Raw genomic sequence first — 22169 nt, 5'->3', positions numbered from 1 at the left:
AATAAACTGCGCAAAAATCTGAAATAAGGACGAAAAACAGGAGGAGACAAAAAATATTAAAAAGGTGATTAAATGAGTATCCACTTCAAACTAAATAGAAATGCTACATTAATAACTATTAAGAAACACATCTACACAGACAACATGAAAAAAGTCGAAACAATTGGTCAGCCAATTGATTTCACATCAAAAGAGATTGTACTTCCAAACGAATTAACAGCCAAAGAACAACAAAAGGCAACCAATTGGATTACAAACCAAAAAAAACTAATTGAAGACGCGTTCAAAGCCAATGCGAGAATCGGCCTATTTGGCGGTACGCCAGTGATAAGTGAATCAGGTAAGTTCAATGGAAAGTTTAAAGACTTACCGGGGTGGAACCCACACGCGCCATCGTATTCATTTTTAGGGTGCATTAAGGATGCACGTAGGCTTTCAATTAAATCGGATACCACAGATAGTATCGAGTTTGAGAAAATTATAAAAGCAGGTCAACTACCTGCGGTTTCAAAAAGCATAATCGGTGCATACTGCCATATGCTAATTGAAAACCCTGATGAATTTGCTAACAAAGCGATTGCCCAAGAAGAAATAGAACAACTAGTAGAGGCCAATCTTTTATTATCAAGATTCATTGCTCTATCTAAAATTAAGCAGAAAGAGATTCGGGCTAACGTTGATAAGCGGATTGATGATTACTTTAATGAATTGCTGGACACTCGAGAAGGATATTTAATTGGCAAGAAGCTAAAAGTATCGACTCTTTTAACTCAACGTGATCGCGCTGAAACTATTGATATGAATGATGCTACTCATGTTGAAGTTCAATTCACTGATGATGAGCGGATTACTATCAATGACAAAATGGAAACTGAAACAGTAAAAACAACAGGTGAAAAATATCGAGAACTCTTAGGTAAGCCTGAAACTTTAATTGATAAGCTGAAAAAAAGGATGTTGCTAGCAGAAGGTGGTAGCAAGGCTCGTATTAAATGAATTAATCTTAACTTAACCTATCAGAGGTGATTAAAAGGATTCAATCAAATCTAACATTCATATACATTCGCCAATCGCAGACATTCGAGAGCAACTCTTTGTTGCCTCATTACGATTTAGATTTGTCAAATGCTTGACCATTGATTTTTATTGATTCAGAGTAGTAGTAATGAAATGGTTAAGTTTGATACTTTCAATAACTTACACCCGAGGGTAAGCGAGGAATCTGAATTGAAAACTATTAAAGGACTAATAATTAATTCAGGAGCTGATTACCTGACTTGTCACGTGCAGTCATTGACTGATGATTTCAAAAGTTGTATTAGGAATCATTTACAGAATATTTGCCACGGTACTGCTTTAGCTGAGAGAGGACTTAGCGGTCAAACATATCAAAGAACATTGAAAGCGTTTCGGAGCCGATACATACCAAAAACAGATAATATTAAGAAAGGAATGATTGGTGAGCTTCTTACACATGTCGTAATATTCGAATTACTTGATAACTTTGATGTTGTCTCTCCCTTTTTTAATATGGAAGAAAAAAGTCAAAGAAAAGGGTTTGACTTGATCCTAGTAGAAGCAAATGGGGAGAATGTTTGGATAACGGAGGTAAAATCTGGCGCATTAAACCAGTCTGGATGTCCAGATAATTCTACAAGTAGCTTCTTAAAAATAGCTAAAAACGATTTAAACCGAAGGTTAAATGAAAGCGAAATGACCTTTTGGCAAAACGCAATTAACTCTACAAACAACTCAATTCTTGATTGTCGGGATTACAAAGATGTAATCATTAAAATTCTGGATGATGAGCTAGTTGCTGCTGCTGACGAAAGGGCGCATTCGAAAGACAATAATGTGATTTTAGTTTCTATTTTGTATTCTGAGATCAGTAACCCTTTTAACACCAATATTGTTATAGAAACGTGCTCAAAAATAAAAGAAGAATCTATTTTTAATAAAGTTTTCACCTTATCCATTCAGAAAAGTACATATGAGAAAGTAGCTCATTTTTTATTTGAGGAAGAGTTAGATGGTTAAGGGAAATAACCCAAAACAATTGACGTTATTAAGATTACTAAACACCTCTTTTCCTGAACTGTATCATTCTTTATTGTTGAATGAACAAATAGAAATAAGTGATTATTCGAAATTACTTTCTATAGCCATAGTGCTGACCAATCAGGATGAAATTTCGCTCAAACAATTAGCCTATCGAATTGTTCTAAAGTATTCATTAAATACAAGGGATTATATCCCTTTGTACGACTTTTCGTTGAACAATGGACTAATTCCGGTAGCTAGAATGATTGGTCAACATATTGAAAATTCCACAGCTATCGCAAGATCTAGTTTTGTGAATGATTTTACTTTAAGTTTTATAGACTCATTTGAAACTAATGGGTTGTACAGAACAGAGCAACAGTATGCTTTAAATGACTTTGTAAATGTAAATAAAGGTGAATCGTTGTATGTGGTTGCGCCTACATCATATGGTAAGTCTGACTTAATCATAAATGAGATAAGTAGCGGCAACAAAAAAACTTGTATACTTGTCCCATCAAAGTCACTTCTTGCTCAAACTAAAAAAAGGATTTTTGATGCAGGTATTGAAGGTGTCGATTTTATAGTTACTCATCCAGAGATGTTTGAAGAAAACCCTAATGCTAAGGTTTTTCTGTTAACACAAGAGAGATTATCTAGACTTCTTTCCCAATATAGAGATTTAGCTTTCGACACCGTTTTTGTTGATGAAGCTCATAACTTACTCAACAAAGATAGTCGAAGTCGTTTATTAGCATCAGTCATAACTATTTTACAATTTAGAAATGTTAACACCGCTATTAAGTATTTGACTCCTTTTATAAATGACATTCAAAGCATAAAGCTAAAGTTTACAACTCCTTCAGATTTAAAGTTCTCAATCGATGAGTATGTAAAATCAGAATTTTATTTTATAGCTGACTTTAGATGCTATAAAAAGGAATTTAAGTTTTACGATCAGTTTACAAATAGATTTATAGAAACCAATGCCCATTCCCTAGATCATATTGAGTATCTTTTCGATAATTCTGTAAATAAAAATATCATTTATTTCAATAAGCCAACTAGTATTGAATCTTTTGTAAAAGAAATGATTAACTCTTTGCCACTAGTACAAAATGAGCAGATTAATTCTGCAATAGACGAATTGTCAGAGGGGTTTGCGCCTGAATATCTTATCGTGGAGGGGCTTAAAAGAGGGGTTGTATATCATCATGGTTCGATGACTGAACCAGTTAGAAATTATGTTGAGCATCTCTTTAGGGAATGTGCAGAGTTGAAGTATATTGTTTCTAGCTCAACCTTGCTTGAAGGTATTAACATGCCTATAGAGCGACTGTTTTTAATGTGTACCAAAAAGGGAGTTGGAAATTTAACTGCCGCTCATTTTAAAAACTTAGTTGGTAGGGTAAATCGCTTTTCAGAAATATTTAATGAATCAGATTATAACAATATCAAAAAGCTAATACCTGAAATTCACTTGATTGGTACTGATAAATATTCGGCTGCAAATGCTAATCTTCATAAATTCTTAAAAAATAGAGTCAATGTTAGAAAAGAACTTAAAGACAAGCCTGAAAACGTGCTGCTAGAAGCAGTTGATATTGTAGATGGTAATAAAAAGGAATACATAGATGCTATCACTAGGTTGGAAAACTTAGAGAAAGGCGTGGTTAATGATTATCAAGACCAATACACGAAAACAGAAGTAGGAAATCTGCTTATAGCGAATAGTGTTAGCGAAATCGAAGTTTTTGATAAAGAGCTAGAAATTCATCAAGCGATAGAAAACATAGAAGATGGTTCCATAACAAACACTAATCAATTAATAGATGTTATTTATAATTGTTTTGTGTGTTTTATTGAAGAAGCTAAAGTTGATTCACCTTTGCTAAGACTTGAAAATCAAGAAGCAAAGACCTTTTATGCAATGCTATTAGATTGGAAAATAGACAAAAAGCCTTTCAAATTAATGATTCGCTTATTTATGAATTATTGGGATGACTTGATTCAACGAATACCTAATTTTCAAATATACGTTGGCAAATGGGGAGATGAAGTTAAACACTCTGGTGGACATAAAACTCACTACACTCAAATAGGTGGCAAAACTAGAACTGAGAAAATTAATCTAGCGATTGTAAGAATCAAAGAAGAAGAAGACTTTCTCGAACATGAGCTATTGAAGTTTATAGAAATCCTTAATGACCTAAATAAGGTGAATTCAAATTTCTATAAAAAAGTTAAATATGGTACGACTGATGATGAAACAATTAAATTAATTAAAATCGGATTATCGAGAGGCGTTGCCGAATTATTACTCGAAAAATACCCTCAGTTTGTTTTGGATATTCCTAATTCTCACTCTAAAAGAATTAGTTACTTAGTTATTGACGAAATGAAGCGACAAGATGAAGGATTACTGCAACAGTTAGAAGTTAAAATGAACGTAACGAGAGGTTAATTATACTGACTACTTTGTGGTTTAGACTTTTACCAGAGATAAAAATTGACTTTTCGGTTCCAAATGATTTTGTCCAATTCTGAGCTAACAAATTATTCTTGGAACATCTGGCCGACGTTTTGTGTATCGTGAACTTAAAAAGTCACGTCTCATTACCCAACTTTTGGTTTGCTGCTCACTAGTAAATGATAGTAATCGTTGACAGCAAACTAATTGAGCTGGCGTTTCATTCTTTGCAGATATTGAAAATAACAATAAAGTGAGTATTGACTAGTTGAACTTACAACCTATAGTTAACTTTAAGAAAAAATATCAGTCTAATGTTGGAAGTTGTGTGATTAGCTAAATTTAATGAGACGTTCTTGTCAGTACATTTATTTCTTGTGGAGAATGGCCCATCCTCAAAAGCTCGTGAAATTTGAATTGAACCTCTGCGGCACTGCCTTCCCCTACTAGCTGATAGATACTCCCACTAACCGTCTTAACGAGTTTTGTGTAAGTGTTTATGCTTTTAATTGATGACGTACACACATAATCATTTTTAGAAAACCGAAGTGTACTATCATCAATTACTATGGCCCACAGAACCTGACCGATCAGCTCATTATTATCACCAATTACTGACACTATTTGCCAGTCTCTCACTACAGTATTGCCCATCACTAACTCCTATTTTTAAGGTTAATGTAATCTTAAGCCTTAATGCAGTTTGAACCAAAGAATTTAAGTTCATATCTGACTGCTTCATCATATGAATTTAGTCTTTCACAAAAAGCTGTGCTATTCTAAAAATCAAGCAACTTCTAAATCTTAAGTTATTAATATATATTAAAATATATGTCGTTCACTATTATGTTTGTTAGTAGGTAAAATTTTACTTTGAGATTTCATGAGTTTCATGGCTCTTTGTTAAAAGCCAAAGGATAATTAATAGTCATGAAGCTTTATGGATAGAGGTTATTCACTTTAATGACTTGATGAAAATTATATTTTAACCTAAACTAAATTAATATTAACGGATATTTAAACTTTGTAATGTAGGAGATAAATAACAACAAGAATCAGGTGAAAATATGAGCGCACTGCAACAACTCCTTCCGCATTTAATTCCGCAACCCTTTAATGAAAGGTTGAAATCTACACTAACTCGTAAAATAAACTCATGTCATATAAACAATGTACAAGGTTTTTGGCTAAAAATTTCTGAAGGTCGAGATACAGAGTTAGGTTTGGCAAGAGTAAAAATTGAAATCAGCTTTCTAAAACCTTTAGCCGAGGCACAGATAAGTCTGACCATACACAGCTCATTCGATGAATATACTGATGAAGATAAAGCTGAAGCTAATAAGCGAATCAGAATGTTCCATGACAAATCTCGAATTAATGAGACGGTCCGCCTACTCGAAGATGAAATAGTTAACGACCTAGATTTGCCGTATTTTGATGAAGATTATCTTGCCAAGCGCAAGGCCGACCTTCAGGATAATCCGTTAGTTAAAGAATTAAATAGACTTAGAGATATCGAACTACAAGAAAAAGGCATTGAATTACTCGTTGAAGCCAAATATGGTGATGACTCTGCTTTAGAAAGAGCTAGTAAAGCGTTCCTTGAAGCCATTAGGAACTCCCAAGATCCTGCTCTCAATATGAAAAAGCTGGAAGAGGCAAAAGAAGCCTACTTTAAAACCTAGGGTGCCTTATGGATAACAAGAAAATCAAATGTGATAAATGTAAAAAGACTTTCGATAACAGCAACCATGTTGGTCACATTATCAAAAGACTTGGTTATGATGGCGTAGAGTTATGGTGTCCCGAATGTCACAGTAAATTAAAACGGAAAAAGTAATGGCTAGAAAAGATAGACTTGGTAATGGTGTTACATCGCTTCAAGGCGGCTTTATGGGTACTAAAAACGAAGGCGATGTCTTTAAAGCTATATGTGAAAAATGCAAAATTCTTTCAAGCGGAACTTATCAAGTAAGGGATTACACAATTCAATCTACTAAAGGAGCTGTAATCCTAGAAACTCTTGTGGGTGTGTGTAGCGGTTGTAATGACATTATTGTGATACCGCACCAATCAGTGGCTGATATTCAAGATGCGATGAATCGAACAAGTAATCCATAATAATTTGTGCTATCAGATATTAGCATTAGCAACACACAAGTAAGCAAAATCAATCCCTTCTCTTTTTATATACCAGTGAATTTCCTCAGGTGAGACTCTATGGGCAGCCATTTATCGTGTCATTAGAAAAAGTAGATATCCTTAGTCGAGGAATTTTCGATACCAAGCCACTAGATGATTTTATAAAGTTTCACAATATCTAAATTCAATTGAGCTTTATCCAAATAAGTATTACTTGAATCACCTTATATTTTTACCTTTTTATAACCAATCATTACTGATTAAGAACATTTTTCGCCACACCTTCCCGTTTAATGTTGTTTATTCCCTGATTTTCTCATAGTCTAACAACTTAACATTTAAGAGACCCACCATGTCAGACGAAATTTTGACCATTAAAGAAGTTGCAAAGTACCTGAAACTTACTGAAAAAACCGCGTATCGGTTAGCGGCAGAAAGAAAGCTTCCGGGCTTTAAAGTAGGTGGTGCTTGGCGCTTTAAAATGTCGGATATAAACGCTTGGATCGAAAAACAAAAGGATTAGGAATGACAGCAGGCTTTACTTTATATCATGCCAAATATGTAGCTCACGAATTAGGAAAGCATAGCGCATCAACCAGTTTAGAAAAATTGGCAGGAACGCTTTTGGATGCAAGGGTCGATCTAAACCCTCATCAAGTTGAAGCTGCGCTTTTTGCATTTAAATCTCCATTGTCGAATGGTGCCATTTTGGCTGATGAGGTGGGTCTAGGAAAAACCATTGAGGCTGGACTTGTCTTGTCTCAAAAATGGGCCGAAGGCAAAAAACGTATGTTGATTGTCGTTCCTGCGAGTTTGCGTAAACAATGGAGCCAAGAGCTAGCCGAAAAATTCTTTCTTCCATCTAAAATTTTGGAAGCTAAATCATTTAATGCTGCCATTAAAGCTGGCAACTTGAACCCATTTGAGTCAGAAGAAATTCTAATTTGTTCTTACCCTTTTGCAGCAAGACATGCTGAAAAGCTCATGTTGGTTCGCTGGGATTTAGTTGTACTTGATGAAGCTCACCGTCTTCGAAATGTTTATAAAACACAGAACAAAACTGCACGGGCTTTGCGCACTGCACTAACAAATGTGCCGAAAGTGTTATTAACGGCCACCCCTCTTCAAAATACCCTAATGGAACTCTATGGTCTTGTCAGTTTCATTGATGAGTATGCCTTTGGGGATGAAAAGTCGTTCCGTAGTCAGTATTCACGGATGACTTCACAAGAACAATTTGGCGAATTAAAAAGTCGATTGCAGCCATTTTGTCATCGCACACTTCGACGTCAGGTTATGGAATACGTCAAATACACCAACCGACAGCCAGTAACACAAGAGTTCTGGCCTAGTGATGACGAACAAGCATTGTACGATATGGTCTCAGATTATTTACAACGCCCATCACTTTTTGCATTGCCGAACGCCCAGCGAAAACTAATGACATTAGTGCTGAGAAAACTTCTTGCATCCTCTACCTTCGCGATTGCTGGAGCATTGGACTCATTAGCGAATAAGCTGCAACGACAATTAAAAGACAATCAGCAATTAGTTAATCGGCTTGAAGGGTTAGAAGAAGATTTTGAGACTTTAGAAGAATATGAAGACGAATTAGAAGTAGAAGAAGAACAGCAACCTCTATCTGCCGACGACATTGCCGCAATTGAAGATGAAATTGCAGATCTTGTCGCATTTCGTAAGCTAGCCGTCTCTATATCCGAGAATGCAAAAGGAATGGCGTTACTTGACGGTCTAAAGGCTGGATTTGAAAAAGCTACAGCTCTTGGTGCCGAGCAAAAGGCTATTATCTTCACTGAATCTCGACGCACACAAGAGTACTTAGTTCGATTACTTAGCGAAAACGGATACGACAATAAGCTAGTTTTGTTTAACGGCTCTAACACAGATGAACAGTCAAAATTAATCTATAAAACTTGGATAGGAAAACATCAAGGTTCGGATAAGATCACAGGTTCTCGAACCGCAGATATGAGAGCTGCTTTAGTTGAGCATTTTCGTAATTCTGCGGAAATTATGATTGCCACAGAGGCAGCGGCTGAAGGTATAAACCTACAGTTCTGCTCATTGTTGGTAAACTACGACATGCCTTGGAATCCACAAAGGATAGAGCAAAGAATCGGTCGTTGCCATCGATATGGACAAAAGCATGACGTTGTAGTGATTAATTTTCTCAACAAAGCCAATGCAGCAGACCAACGCGTTTATGAACTGTTAGATGAAAAATTTAACTTGTTTAGTGGCGTTTTTGGCGCTAGTGACGATGTATTGGGAGCCATAGAATCAGGTATCGACTTTGAGCAACGAATCGTTGAAATATATCAAACATGTAGAGAACCAGAGCAAATCGCATTTCAGTTCGAAGAGCTACGTAAAGAACTAGACGATCAAATTAGTCAAGCAATGGACGATACAAGACAGAAGCTACTGGAAAATTTTGATGCTGAGGTCCATGACAAACTCAAGGTCAATCTACAGGAAAGTAAGGCTTATCTTGATAAATATAGTCAATGGCTTTGGCAAATAACTGAGTTTATTCTCGCTGAATATGCCGATTTTAGTCATGCAAAACAAAGTAAAAATTATCGATTTGAATTAACTGAACTTCCTGAAGGGGCCGTTCCGACTGTTCCTCTCGGTTTTTACGAGATTGGTAAAGATATTGAGGATGCACACGTATATCGATTAGGTCATCCTCTTGCCAAGCAAGTTATTCATCAACTTACTAATGCAAGTACTCCTGCTGCGCACTTGCAATTTGACCTATCCAATCATCCTCAGCAAGTTAGTGCTTTACAGGAAATAGTTGGGAATACTGGCATATTGTCATTACATAAATTAGCAATTACCGGTGCAGATACTGAGGAGCATTTGGTATTTGTAGGCATTACTGATGATGGCAATACGTTACATTCAGATCAAGTGCGCCGGATGTTCAGTCTCAATGCGACTAATTTGGGGCCAGCAGAAGTTAACGACATGCCAGAGCTATACGAAAAACAAAAACAACAAATTTTAGGTGATGTTGAAGATCGTTATGCCGCATATTTTGAACAGGAAATGGAGAAACTCGACCACTGGGCAGACGATAAGCGCAAAGGCTTGAAGTTCAGCCTCAAAGATCTGGATACGCAAATTAAAGATTTGAAACGCTTGATCCGAGGTTCTAAAAACTTACCAGAAAAATTAGCATTTCAGCGAAAGGCACAAAAGCTGGAAAAGCAGCGGGATGAAGCTTGGCGAGATTATGATTCGCAAGCCCGCGAAGTAGAACAAAAAAAGGACAGCCTACTTGATATAATCGAGCAGAAGCTGCAAATGAACACAACTGAACAGCATGTGTTCAGCATTAGATGGAGCTTAATCTGATATGAAAGCAACCGAAGCGAAACTATTAGAGTTTCTTAAAAAATCGCCTCAATTTGTTATTCCTATTTACCAACGCACATACTCTTGGAAAGAAAAAGAGTGCCAGCAATTATGGGATGACATTATTCGTAGCGGCAGTAATGATGACATTAATGCCCATTTTATGGGGTCAGTTGTCTATGTCGAAAAAGGGCTGTACTCAGTTTCATCTCAAACCCCACTTTTGGTGATTGATGGGCAGCAACGTTTAACCACTATTACCCTTTTAATTGCCGCATTAACGGAAGTAATAGGCGACCAAGAACCATTAGAAGATTTCAGCCAAGCTAAATTAAAAGGTTACTACCTAACTAACCCACTGGAAAGCGGCGAAAAGTTCTACAAGCTAGTGTTATCGCAAACAGATGACTTGTCATTAAAAGCCATAATTAAAGGATTAGAGCAGCCTAATGATAGGTCAATCAGGGTCGTTGAGAACTTTGAGTTCTTTAAAGCTAAATTACAAAAAATGGCTGATTTGAAATCTGTTTGTAACGGCCTAGCAAAACTGATGGTTGTCGATATTTCTCTAAACCGCGAGCAAGATAACCCTCAGCTTATTTTCGAGAGCATGAACTCAACAGGAAAAGAGCTAAGCCAAGCGGACCTAATCCGCAATTACATCCTGATGGGCTTAGAACCAGAGCGTCAAACACATCTTTATGAACAATATTGGCGACCAATGGAGCTAGCATTTGGGCAACAGGCATATAGCGACTACTTTGACAGCTTCATGCGCCATTTCCTTACTGTTAAAACACGCGAAATTCCTAAAATTAGCGATGTTTATGAAGTTTTCAAGGAATATTCCAGACGACCAAATGTTGCAAGTAAAGGTGTAGATGAACTTGTTAAAGACATTAGAAATTATGCAGTTTACTTTTGTGCTTTCGCGCTAGGAAAAGAAAAAGACGAACATTTAAAGCTGGCATTTAAAGACTTACGAGAGCTGAAAGTTGATGTTGCTTTTCCACTTTTGCTTGAGTTGTATTCAGACTATTCATCTGAACTATTGAGTCACAGTGAGTTCTTGTCTGCTGTACGTATTATTGAAAGCTATGTATTCAGACGCGCTATTTGCGAAATACCGACAAATTCGATGAACAAAACCTTTGCTCGTATGGGAATGGGCCTGAAAAAAGATCGCTATCTAGAAAGTATTAAAGCGTCGTTCGTGTTGTTGCCGTCTTACCGTCGGTTTCCGGGTGATGAAGAGTTTCATAGAAAGATACAAACCAAAGATATCTATAACTTCCGAAGTAAAAGTTATTGGTTGCGACGAATGGAAAATTTTGGTCGCAAAGAACGTATTTTGGTTGATGAATTCACCATTGAGCACATTTTGCCGCAGGCTGATAACAAAGCTGAAAAGTTACCTGTGGTGTGGCGCTCGGAGTTGGGAGATGACTGGGAACGAGTATGGGAAACATATCGTCACACTCTCGGCAACTTAACATTAACTGGGTACAACTCTGAATACAGCAACAATGCATTCTCCGATAAATGCGAGCACGAATATGGTTTCAGATTTAGTCCACTCAAGATGAATGAGGGCATTGCGGCTGAACCCCGCTGGGATGAAACGGCCATTCAAAAGCGTGCAAACAAACTAGCGGATAAAGCTACTCTGGTATGGGCAAAGGTTGAATTACCGAAAGATATTATCGATGCTTATAAACCTCAGCAAGATCAGCTGACAGAGTACAGTTTGGCAGACCATCCACATCTAGCGACTGGTAAAATGGCTGAGGTCTATCAAGCCTTCCGTAAAGCAGTGTTGGAAATTGATCCTTGTGTTACAGAAGAGATCAAAAAGCTATATATCGCCTTTAAAGCAGAAACAAATTTTGTCGATGTAGTGCCTCAGGCAAAAAGACTACGCCTGTCGTTAAACATGCCATTTGCAGAAATAGACGACCCACGAGGGCTATGTAAAGACGTTACCAATTTAGGTCGTTGGGGCAATGGTGATATTGAAGTGGGACTCGATAATGTAGAGGATATTCCTCATATCATGGCACTAGTTACCCAAGTATTTGAACGGCAAATGGGATCAGACGAGATCTAAAGCAAACCGTAGCCCTAATTTTTAGAATTTAAGTAGAGTAATAACAAGATGACAAATAAACCTGAAGTAATGAACGGTGAGAGCTTAGATATAGCGGCTCATCGTAGAGATGAACTAAAGCAACTTTTCCCCGGTGTATTTACCGAAACAAAAGATACTGACGGCAATATAGTGTCATCCATTGACTTTGAACGCCTAAAAGCCGAACTGGGGACGTTTTCAGACATCTTTGAAGGACGCCGCGAGCGTTACGGTATGGATTGGCCGGGCAAGCGCGATTGCATGAAGGTGATACAGGAGCCAAGTCGAGCCACTTTAAAGCCATGCCCGGACGAGTCAGTAGATTGGGATACCTCCAAAAACCTGTTTATCGAAGGTGACAACCTTGAAGTACTGAAGCTATTGCAAAAAAGCTATTACGGTAAGGTAAAAATGATTTATGTCGACCCGCCATATAATACAGGAAATGAGTTTATTTACCCTGATAACTACCAAGAGTCGATTGATACATATCTTGCATTCGCCGGATTGGTCGATGATAAAGGCAAGCGGTTTTCAACTAACAGTCCAATTGAGGGTCGTTTTCATACAAACTGGTTAAACATGATGTATCCGAGGTTGTTTTTATCTCGAAACCTCCTAAAAGAAGACGGAATTATCTTTATTTCAATTGATGACAATGAGCTTGAGAATCTTCGCAGAGTTTGCAACGAAATTTTTGGTGAAGAGAATTTCCTAGCTACATTTGTTTGGGAAAAGAGGACAAATAGGGAGAATCGAAAAAATGTATCATCCCGACATGATTATATTGTCTGCTATGCGAAGTCGATAAGAGAGGACCAACTGCCGTTAAATCAACTTCCTATGACAGATGAAGCCAAAGCTAGATATAAAAATCCTGATAATGATCCCAGAGGAGACTGGAAATCAGATCCTGCTACAGCTCAAGCCGGTCACGGAACTAATAGTCAGTTTTATGACCTTGTAGCGCCAAATGGCAAGGTTCATAAATTACAAAGTGGTCGATGCTGGTTATACACAAAAGATGTGATGCAAAAAGCAATTGATGATGGGCGAATTTGGTTTGGTAAAGACGGAAATGGTGTTCCTAGAATCAAGACGTACTTACTAGAAAAAGATCGTGGATTGCGACCTGAAAGCATACTATTTGCAGATGGCTGCGGAACAAATGAGAGCGCAAAAAACAGATTAAAAGCAATGTTTAACGGTCACGCGGTATTCGATACACCAAAACCAGTTGAACTAGTAAGTACTCTTATGGATATGGCCGCTGAAGACGGCATCGTTTTAGATTTTTTTGCTGGTTCAGCCGCGACAGCTGAAGCTGCAATTCGCAGAGGAAATCAATTCATAGTAGTTCAATTACCTGAGAAGTGTCCTGAAGACTCGGTAGCCAAAAAACTTGGGTACGAACGAATATCCGATGTGGCATTAGCAAGAATCAAGGCGGCATTAGAGGCTCAAGAAGCTTCAAAATACGAAGGAGTTAAAGTATTAAAGCTCGATCAATCATGTTTTTCTGAGTGGGTATCTCGAAACACTTCAAGCGTCACTGATATTCAAACACAACTACAACTTCATGCTGATAATATTGTGGGGGGGGCAACGCAGCTCGATCTTCTTTTTGAGATTTTACTAAAAGCAGGGTTTCAACCAACTGAACAGATAGAAAAAACTGAAATCAATGGAAAGACCATATTTAAAGTAGCTAACGGAGCATTGCTTATCTGTCTTGAAGAACAACTTACTAGTGAATTGATTGATGAAGTCATTGCATTAGAGCCGATGCAGTTTATCTGCTTGGATAAAGGATTCCAAGGCAATGACCAGCTAAAAGCTAATACAGCACAGGCATTTAAAGCCCGCTCACAAAACAGTGAGGCCGAAATGGTCTTCAAAGTTGTTTAAGGGGTGGTGATGTCAAATAGTAATAATGGGCTAAAGCTCAAGTTTAATTCTGCCTTAGACTACCAAAAGCATGCAGTGAAAGCGGTAGTAGATTTATTTGAAGAGCAGCCTTTAGCACAGGATGCATTTACTGTTTCGGTAGGCCAACAAACTGGTGGGAGTCAGCTATCATTGGATGGCGATGGATTCAGCGGTATTGCCGCAGTGTCAAATCAACTAGTTCTTACTCAGGAACACCTTCTGAAGAACCTGCGTAAAGTGCAGGAAAATAATAATGTTATTCTCGCTGATGAACTACTCAGCACTTCTTTTGCTTTAGAACAAGAAGATGAAAAAGGCAGTTATAAGCTTAAAAAAGAGGTACCGCACTTCTCGATTGAGATGGAAACAGGTACTGGTAAAACTTACGTTTACCTACGTACTTTATTTGAACTCAATAAGAGCTATGGTTTTACCAAGTTTATTATCGTAGTACCGAGCGTGGCAATTCGAGAAGGTGTATTAAAAAGCATTCAAATAATGCGTGAGCACTTTCGTGAGCTTTACGACCATGTTCCATTCGATCATTTTGTCTATGACCCTTCTAAACTGGGACAAGTGCGCCAGTTTGGTTCGAGCAACAAAATCCAGATCATGGTAATTAATATTCAGGCATTTGAGAAAGAGCAAAATATTATCAACCGTGAACAAGACAAGCTAAGTGGCAACAAACCAATCGACTTTATTCGTGCGGCAAATCCGATAGTCATTATCGATGAACCACAGTCTGTAGAGGGCGATACTCGTGCGGCCCAAACCAAACGCTCGGAAGCGTTACATAATCTAAATCCGCTTTGTACCTTGCGTTATTCTGCAACGCACAAGAACCCTTACAACTTGATGTATAGCTTAGGTCCGATAGAAGCATATGACCTTAAGTTGGTGAAACGCATTGAAGTTGCCAGCATGGTTGAAGAGCAAAGCTTCAACAATACATTCGTGGCTTTAAAGGGCGTTGATAACAAAAACGGCATTAAGGCCAAACTGCAAATCAATGTACAGGATAAAACAGGACCAAAGAAAAAGCTAATAACAGTTAAACAAGATGATGATTTACATCTCAAGTCTAACCTTAGACAGGAATATCAATTTGGCTGGCATATTAGAAACATAAGCTGTGAGCCGGGTATTGAACATGTAGAGTTTGCCAATGGTCAAGTGTTGCAATTGGGGGAGCAACTTGGGGGGGTAGACGGCGAGCTGATGCGAGCGCAAATATATGAAACAGTAGAGCAGCACCTAAAGAAAGAACTTGCCGTTAAAGGCAAAGGTATCAAAGTCCTTTCACTCTTTTTTATCGACAAAGTATCTAACTACCGCGAATACAGTGACGATGGTAAAACTAGTTTAGGTAAGCTGGGTTTGTGGTTTGAAGAAGCCTACAATGAGCTTACTCAGAAACCATTGTATCGAGGGCTATTAAATTTTTCTGTGGAAGACGTTCACAATGGTTATTTTTCGCAAGATAAAAAAGGGTTTAAAGATACATCAGGTAGAACAAAAGCCGATGAAGATACCTACGCACTAATAATGCGCGATAAAGAACGTTTACTGTCGCTTGATGAACCTCTACGTTTTATCTTCTCTCATACCGCATTACGTGAAGGTTGGGATAACCCGAATGTGTTTCAGATTTGCACGCTCAATGAAACCAAGAGTACAGACCAAAAACGTCAGGAAATTGGGCGAGGCTTACGTTTACCTGTTAATCAACACGGTGAACGTGTTCATGATGCCTCAGTAAATCGACTAACGGTTATAGCTAACGAATCGTATGATGATTTTGCTAAGCAATTGCAAACAGAGTACGAAGAAGACTACGGTTTAGGTTTCGGCAAGCTAGATACCAACGCCTTCGCAAAACTTGCTAATCCAGAAGCTCACCAATACGTCAATATAGGTCACGAGGCGTCTGAAGTTATTTTTGGCTCTCTACAAGCAAATGGATACCTTGACTCTGAAGGTAAGGTTACAGATAAATTCGATCCTAAAAACCCTCACTTCATTCTCGACCTTCCTCCAGAGTGGACACATATGAGAGCGCAAGTTACGGATGAAATAAATAAATATGTATTTAAAAACCGTATTGTAAACGCTCGTGACAAACGCACTCTAACGCTACGTAAGAACGTCACACTCGATCCTACGTTCAGAGAACTATGGGAAAGAATAAGTCAAAAAACTAGGTTCCGTGTGACCTTCGACACCAGTGAGCTTGTTAAAGCGGCATCTAAGGCAATAACTGACATGCCGCCAATTCATCGTTCAAGAATAACGACAGAAGTCTATCGGTTAGATACCAATAAGGCAGGTATTGAAGGTGAGCAAATATCGGGAGGTGTACGAGAAATAAGCCAATCACCTGAGTTACCAGATCTGTTAGCCTATCTGCAAAACAGCACCGAGCTTACTCGCCACACTTTGGTTGAGATACTAAAGTGTAGTGGCAGATTAAAGGACTTTTTGGAAAATCCACAAGTATTTATTAACCAAGTCACCCAGTGTATTCAGGACGTTTTACATCATGTTACGGTGCAAGGTATTGAGTACGAAAAAGTTGGCGGTTGTGTTTATGAAATGCACAACATAGAGCAAGAAGCTGAACGCGGGATAACTCGTTATCTAAATAACTTATACGAAGTTCAAAACCAAGATAAGACATTATTTGATTTTGTAGAGTATGACTCCGAAGTTGAGCGTGAATTTGCCAAAGCTTGTGACAATGATGAACGGATCAAATTCTATTGCAAGCTACCAGCTAGCTTCAAAATAGATACGCCTGTAGGCCCATACAACCCTGACTGGGCATTGGTCACTGAAGGTGAAGAAAAGCTGTATTTAGTGCGAGAAACGAAGAGCACTCGCAATCGCAAAGAATTACGAGAATCTGAGCAAGATAAAATCGCCTGTGGAGAAAAGCACTTTGCTGCAATTGGCGTTGATTATGATGTCGTAACTAACTTAAATGAAGCGTTAAACGGTTAATTATATGGAAAATGTGAACAAGGAAATAATGGCGTGGGTAAATAGCCAGCCTCATTGGGTTCAGCTTACTGTAACAAAAGTGTTCGGTCAAGCCGCTGTCAAGGATGAGATTATTGAGGAGCTATTGGCCCGATTAAAAACAACAGAGGGCCAGTCAAATGAGAAGAAGATTGACTTAAAACCTTACTTTAAAATGACTGCTCAGGGGACTGGTGATATAAGGATAGTTTCTGTCGGTGAGATTGAAGGCATTGATGCGCTAGCTCCCCGTAACCCACTCCCCTTTGCACCGAAATTATCTGTAGTTTACGGAAACAATGGCACAGGTAAGTCTGGTTATGCACGTATTCTAAAAAAACTCTGTGGAAAGCCTAATGCCGCAGAGCTTCAGCCAAATGTATATAAAACTGCACCGCAAAGAAGTCAGTGTACGGTTGTTGCTTCAATAGATGGCACTGAAAAAACATTTGTATGGCCAGCTAATAGTAAATCTGTCGAGGAGCTTTCCCCGGTTGACGTCTTTGACAGTCAAACCGGATTTTTCTATATCGATAAGGATCAGGAAGTTAGCTACGTTCCTAACGAAGTAGCGCTTTTCGAACAGCTTGTTAGTGTTTTTCAACAGTTACAACAAAAGCTTAAAGCTGAACAAAACTTAGTTGCCACAAAACTTCCAGCTAAACCTCATGAATATGGCGATAGTAAATACATTAAAGCGATATATGAACACTTAAAACATAATACGGATGTCAAAACTGTTGAGGACTTTTTTAACTTTACGGATAACGACAAAACCACACTCGAACAATTAGAAGAGCGCCTATCAGCTTCACCTCTTGATTTAGCAATAAAGAAGAACAAGAGGGTTACTCAGCTTGAAAATCTACTTAAGCAAGTTACAACGGCAGCCCAATCTGTTTCGAAGAATGCGGTGAACTCCCTCGAACAGTTAGAACAAGATGCACAGCAAAAACGCCAAGTGGCTAGGCAAGCCGCCGATGCAATTGTTAATGAGACAAGTTTTGATGGTTTTGGTAACGAAACATGGAAAGCGATGTGGGAAGCCGCCCGAAAGTACTCCAAGCAAAATGCCTATCCAGACGCTGATTATCCAGTAATAGAACTGGGTTCAAAATGTGTATTATGTGAGCAGGAACTAGGTGAAGCTGCTAGACAGCGGTTAGTAAAGTTTGATAGCTACGTTACTGGTGAACTTGAGTCATCTGCTACAGTTGCTGAATCAGCATTTACGAATGCAATAAATCAATTGCCCGCAAAGCCAAGCAACCAAGATCTAGTGACTGTTCTTCAGGCCGCTCAATTGGATGAAAATGAATGGCTACCTGTTTTTAATGTAGTTTGGCAAGAGATTGAAAAAGTAGTCAATAATGCGAAAGATTTAAGTCGGGAATCTCACTTATTCTATGACTTATCACCTGATACATTTCAAGTTATTCAAAACGAAATCGACGAGCTAAAACTTCAAGTAGAGCAGCACAATAAGGATGCAGAACAATTTGATAAGCAAGCAATAAATGTTGAAATCAATGAGCTGAAGTCTAAAAGGTGGGCGAGCGGATATATTCAGGCGATTCAAGATGAAATTGCTGGGTTACAGAAAAAGTATCAAATCGATGAATGGCTCAAGTCTGTCAGCACCACAGCAGTTTCGAAAGAAGCAGGACGCGTATCAGAAATTCTTGTTACAGAAGCTTTTGTTGGGCGGTTCAATACAGAACTAAAACTACTTGGTGCAAGCAAAGTAAATGTAGAGCTTGTTAAAACTAAAACTAAACATGGACGGGTCCAACACAAAATACAACTTCATGGGCTTCATCCTCAACACAGTCGAAGCAAGGCTTTACAAGTGCTGAGTGAAGGAGAGCAAAGAATTGTTTCCCTAGCTGCATTTCTCGCTGATGTGACCAGTAAACCGAATTCTGCCCCATTTATTTTCGATGATCCCATTTCATCTCTTGATCAAACTTATGAAGAGCACACAGCAAAACGTTTGGTAGATTTAAGTAATAACCGACAAGTTATTGTCTTTACGCATAGACTGAGTTTGCTGGGACAGTTGATTGAAAAAGGTAAAGCGGAATGCATCCACCTAAGGCGTGAAACGTGGGGTACAGGTGAGCATGGAATTTTACCGCTATACGCAAAAAATCCTATCAAGGCTATCAATGAACTGCGAAATTCAAGGCTAAGTGCAGCAAGAAAAGTTTTTAATACTGAAGGCTATGATGGCTACTATCCGTTGGCAAAAGCAATTTGTAGTGACTTCAGGATACTCTTAGAAAGGATTGTTGAGGTGGAGCTACTTGCTGAGATTGTTATGCGTCACAGGAAGGATGTTCAAACAAAAAATAGAATTCAAAATCTTGCAAAGATAACAAAAGAAGATTGTGAGATGTTGGAACAATTAATGACGGATTTTTCGTATTTTGAACACAGCCATTCAAACGATACTACCGTTGAAATTCCTGAGCCTGACGCTTTGGATGCTTCATTTGGTCAGATAGTTAATTGGCATAAGGAGTTTAAAGAAAGAGTACTGGCTTAGCCTTTCTCTTATAAGAAGTGCCGAACAACTGTTACCTGTTAATCGAATTACACTTTATTGTTGAACAAGTTGATATTTGATTCGTCTGGTATAAAAAATAAAAAACTTTTAATGAACTGATAACGCTACAGTATCGTGTTAAGAACAGGTATAGACTTACAGCAATGGAAACTTATTTTATTGAATTTCTAGTAAAGCCGAGAAAATCTTCTTCTAAATATGCTTCGGCAGAAAAAATTACAGCAATTGGCTGGGTAAAGTCACTCGACGCTGAAACTGCACTACCTATTGCTCTGTTCGAAGTCGAAAAGGATGGATGGAAAGTAGATAAATTACTGACCTCTCCAAAAAAGGTGCTAGAGCATGACTTCAGGAGTAAGGATATAGGTTTAGAGCAGTTTCAAAAAGCACAAAGGTTTGGAAGAGCGTTTATATATCTACTTGTTGATTCCCGAGTGTCAGAACTTACCATTGAAGAAGTTGAAGATAGAGATGAAGTTGATATTGGTTCATTTCATGCTTCTCGAAACGGTTTGGCTAAAAAGGGCAAATGTATTCATTTTAATGCAGGTTCAGAGTGTGATTCTGTGATCAATGCACACTCTGTCCAGAAAGGCCAATCTTTGACAAAAATCGCTCAAGATAATCATGTATACGCTTTAGCTGAAAGATTAGAAACTAATGGTGACGTTTTAATCAAGAAAATAAGTATTCATAAATTTTCGACTTTTAAAGGGTTTTGTAAGTATCACGATAATCTGGTTTTTGAACCTATTGATAACTTTCCATTGGAACCCAATCACCAGCAAGCAACTCTATATGCATACAGATCAATTTGCAGAGAAGTTTATGTAAAGGAGAACTCTTATAGGCTGTTATCAAAGCACCTAACTACATTTAAGGAGGAGAGCAGAACCAAAAAGTTTATTGCTGATTTAAAGGTAGGAACTGAAAATGGTTTAAAGCCTTTACTGAAGAAAAAAGACGTTTTTGATTCTATTTTGAGAAACGAAAAGTTTCATGAGATCAGATATGTTGTCTTAGAGTGCAGAGATAGCCCTAACATTTCATTTTCTGGGCTTCTTTATCCCGAGTTTGATTTTCAAGGGAAAGTGCTACAAGATTTATCTGAGTTAGGGAAAAACTTTTCACTTATTACATTTTGTTCAGCCCCTACAAAATCCGGTTGGGCGGTTATTTTCTCATGGCATGAAAGTGACGATAATATTTGTTTTAGGTTTATAGACTCGCTAAAAGAAGTATTACGATCAGGTAAAAGTATAGAAGATGCTGTGTTTAGGTTAGTTATTACTACATGCGAGAATGTAGCGTATTCGCCTCACTGGTGGGAATCACTTTGCCAGTACAAAAAAGATGAACTGTCAAAGTATATAAGATTGAACGCAGATCCTCTGACACCTGTAAGTTCTGATTACTTGAAAATCGGTCTATCAGGGGTTGTTTCATGGAACTTTATAAATGTATACTCATCATATGAGTAGAAGGCTAGTGTAAATACAAAAAAGATATTAAATAAATTTCTCCACCCCCTCATGGATTATTTATCGATTCCGCAATGCAGTCGCATTGGAAATTATCTATTCTTCATATGAATAATATACAGGCTTTGTATTTATCGAATAATTTAAGATGTTTGTTACATTGTAATTTTTATGTTCGCTTTAATATTCTAGCATTCCAACGTAGCTTTAGGATAAGCCGATACCACTGGAGAAATAAGAGCTAGGGCCAGATCTGAATAGTTAAAATATGGATAAAATTTCATTGAACACTAGTACTTAACCATCATTATTCTCGATGTTAATACAAACTAAATTAGCCATTTCTCTCATCATATAAGCTGCAAAGTTTCTATCGCTGCCAAAGTATTGCCGCTCTCCCATTATTTGCTTATAAGTAAAGTCAACGTGTGGATGACCTTCTTTTTCAAAATGATTACATATTGCTAATAAACGTTCATGACCATTTGTGCCCTTGACAGCTCTTCTTGCTTTTCTGAGTTGTCTATTAAACAAGCTTTCTGAAAACATATTTTATCCTCTTGATGATAGTAAATTTGTATACAGTTTCTCTGCCCTTGATTTAAATTTACATAAATAATTAACCAGAATCAATACTAAACTTTTAATAAATACATATCAACACATTTGCACAGCATGCAATTTCGTCATATTTTTTGGTGACGGCGATATTTTTTAGTCATTTAACACTATTAATTTCCTTGTGAAAGACACTTTAGGTGAGTGAGAAAGTTAATAGAAAGTGCTCATCGCAAGATGAGAAGGCTTTAATAATAGAGCTTATGGTAAAGAATGAGCTTGCAATTAAGTGTAGTGATATTCAAAAGCTATAAAAAGTACTTATAAAGATAAATTTACATGTTTTGAAAAAGTAAACCGCCACACTAAAAGTTAGTTATTAGTTTTTGTAAATATACTTTAGCGAATAATATATTGATATATTATTTAGTTTGTTATAAATTA

15 protein-coding genes are annotated in these 22169 nt (G+C 37.7%); 12 read left to right on the top strand and 3 right to left on the bottom strand.

Annotated elements, in window-relative coordinates; all coding sequences use genetic code 11:
- Positions 1-72: 72 nt before the first annotated feature.
- The 3 genes from QSH61_RS03550 to QSH61_RS03540 all read left to right on the top strand — a co-directional run bounded on the left by QSH61_RS03550 (position 73) and on the right by QSH61_RS03540 (position 4504).
- Positions 73-996 (top strand): hypothetical protein, encoded by a 924-nt coding sequence (locus tag QSH61_RS03550; RefSeq protein ID WP_206471384.1) that lies wholly within the window; start codon positions 73-75, stop codon positions 994-996.
- 231 nt (positions 997-1227) lie between these two features.
- Entirely contained in the window at positions 1228-2037 is an 810-nt protein-coding gene (locus QSH61_RS03545; protein ID WP_206471385.1) for a Hachiman antiphage defense system protein HamA, read from the top strand.
- On the top strand, positions 2030-4504 hold the full coding sequence (locus QSH61_RS03540; protein ID WP_206471386.1) for a DEAD/DEAH box helicase: 2475 nt from the start codon (positions 2030-2032) through the stop codon (positions 4502-4504). The genes QSH61_RS03545 and QSH61_RS03540 overlap by 8 nt, the downstream gene beginning before the upstream one ends.
- Positions 4505-4588: 84 nt before the next feature.
- On the opposite strand, the gene QSH61_RS03535 is transcribed toward QSH61_RS03540, so the two are convergent.
- Together QSH61_RS03535 and QSH61_RS24395 are read right to left on the bottom strand one after the other, a co-directional pair.
- Positions 4589-4657, bottom strand: a complete 69-nt coding sequence (locus tag QSH61_RS03535) for a hypothetical protein (RefSeq protein ID WP_206471506.1) — start codon at positions 4655-4657, stop codon at positions 4589-4591.
- 195 nt (positions 4658-4852) lie between these two features.
- On the bottom strand, positions 4853-5164 hold the full coding sequence (locus QSH61_RS24395) for a DUF6957 family protein (protein ID WP_502935077.1): 312 nt from the start codon (positions 5162-5164) through the stop codon (positions 4853-4855).
- Between the two features lie 413 nt (positions 5165-5577).
- On the opposite strand from QSH61_RS24395, the gene QSH61_RS03530 reads away from it, so the two are divergent.
- The 9 genes from QSH61_RS03530 to QSH61_RS03490 all read left to right on the top strand — a co-directional run bounded on the left by QSH61_RS03530 (position 5578) and on the right by QSH61_RS03490 (position 21167).
- Entirely contained in the window at positions 5578-6195 is a 618-nt protein-coding gene (locus tag QSH61_RS03530) for a hypothetical protein (protein WP_206471387.1), read from the top strand.
- Between the two features lie 154 nt (positions 6196-6349).
- Positions 6350-6631, top strand: a complete 282-nt coding sequence (locus QSH61_RS03525) for a hypothetical protein (protein ID WP_206471388.1) — start codon at positions 6350-6352, stop codon at positions 6629-6631.
- Between the two features lie 373 nt (positions 6632-7004).
- A complete protein-coding gene (mads1, locus tag QSH61_RS03520; RefSeq protein ID WP_206471389.1) occupies positions 7005-7175 on the top strand; it encodes a methylation-associated defense system helix-turn-helix domain-containing protein MAD1 in 171 nt (56 codons plus the stop codon).
- Between the two features lie 2 nt (positions 7176-7177).
- Complete coding sequence (locus QSH61_RS03515; RefSeq protein WP_206471390.1) at positions 7178-10039, top strand: SNF2-related protein; 2862 nt, start codon at positions 7178-7180, stop codon at positions 10037-10039.
- A gap of 1 nt (position 10040) precedes the next feature.
- The gene (locus QSH61_RS03510; RefSeq protein ID WP_206471391.1) at positions 10041-12146 is read left to right on the top strand and encodes a DUF262 and DUF1524 domain-containing protein; all 2106 of its coding nucleotides are present in this window, start codon (positions 10041-10043) and stop codon (positions 12144-12146) included.
- 48 nt (positions 12147-12194) lie between these two features.
- Positions 12195-14075 (top strand): site-specific DNA-methyltransferase, encoded by a 1881-nt coding sequence (locus QSH61_RS03505; RefSeq protein ID WP_206471392.1) that lies wholly within the window; start codon positions 12195-12197, stop codon positions 14073-14075.
- A 9-nt stretch (positions 14076-14084) separates the two neighbouring features.
- Positions 14085-17099 carry a restriction endonuclease gene (locus QSH61_RS03500; RefSeq protein WP_206471393.1) on the top strand — a complete coding sequence of 1005 codons (3015 nt, stop codon included), beginning with the start codon at positions 14085-14087 and terminating at the stop codon, positions 17097-17099.
- A 4-nt stretch (positions 17100-17103) separates the two neighbouring features.
- A complete protein-coding gene (locus QSH61_RS03495) occupies positions 17104-19665 on the top strand; it encodes an AAA family ATPase (protein ID WP_206471394.1) in 2562 nt (853 codons plus the stop codon).
- 164 nt (positions 19666-19829) lie between these two features.
- Positions 19830-21167 (top strand): hypothetical protein, encoded by a 1338-nt coding sequence (locus QSH61_RS03490; RefSeq protein ID WP_206471395.1) that lies wholly within the window; start codon positions 19830-19832, stop codon positions 21165-21167.
- 297 nt (positions 21168-21464) lie between these two features.
- Here QSH61_RS03490 and QSH61_RS03485 read toward each other — a convergent pair whose 3' ends face one another.
- A complete protein-coding gene (locus tag QSH61_RS03485) occupies positions 21465-21716 on the bottom strand; it encodes a hypothetical protein (RefSeq protein WP_206471396.1) in 252 nt (83 codons plus the stop codon).
- Between the last annotated feature and the right edge of the window lie 453 nt (positions 21717-22169).

Origin of the sequence: Pseudoalteromonas sp. JC3 (genome assembly GCF_030291895.1) — a bacterium.
GTDB lineage: Bacteria > Pseudomonadota > Gammaproteobacteria > Enterobacterales > Alteromonadaceae > Pseudoalteromonas.
Note: the sequence above shows the minus strand (reverse complement) of the source record. Positions and strands in the feature narration are given on the sequence as shown.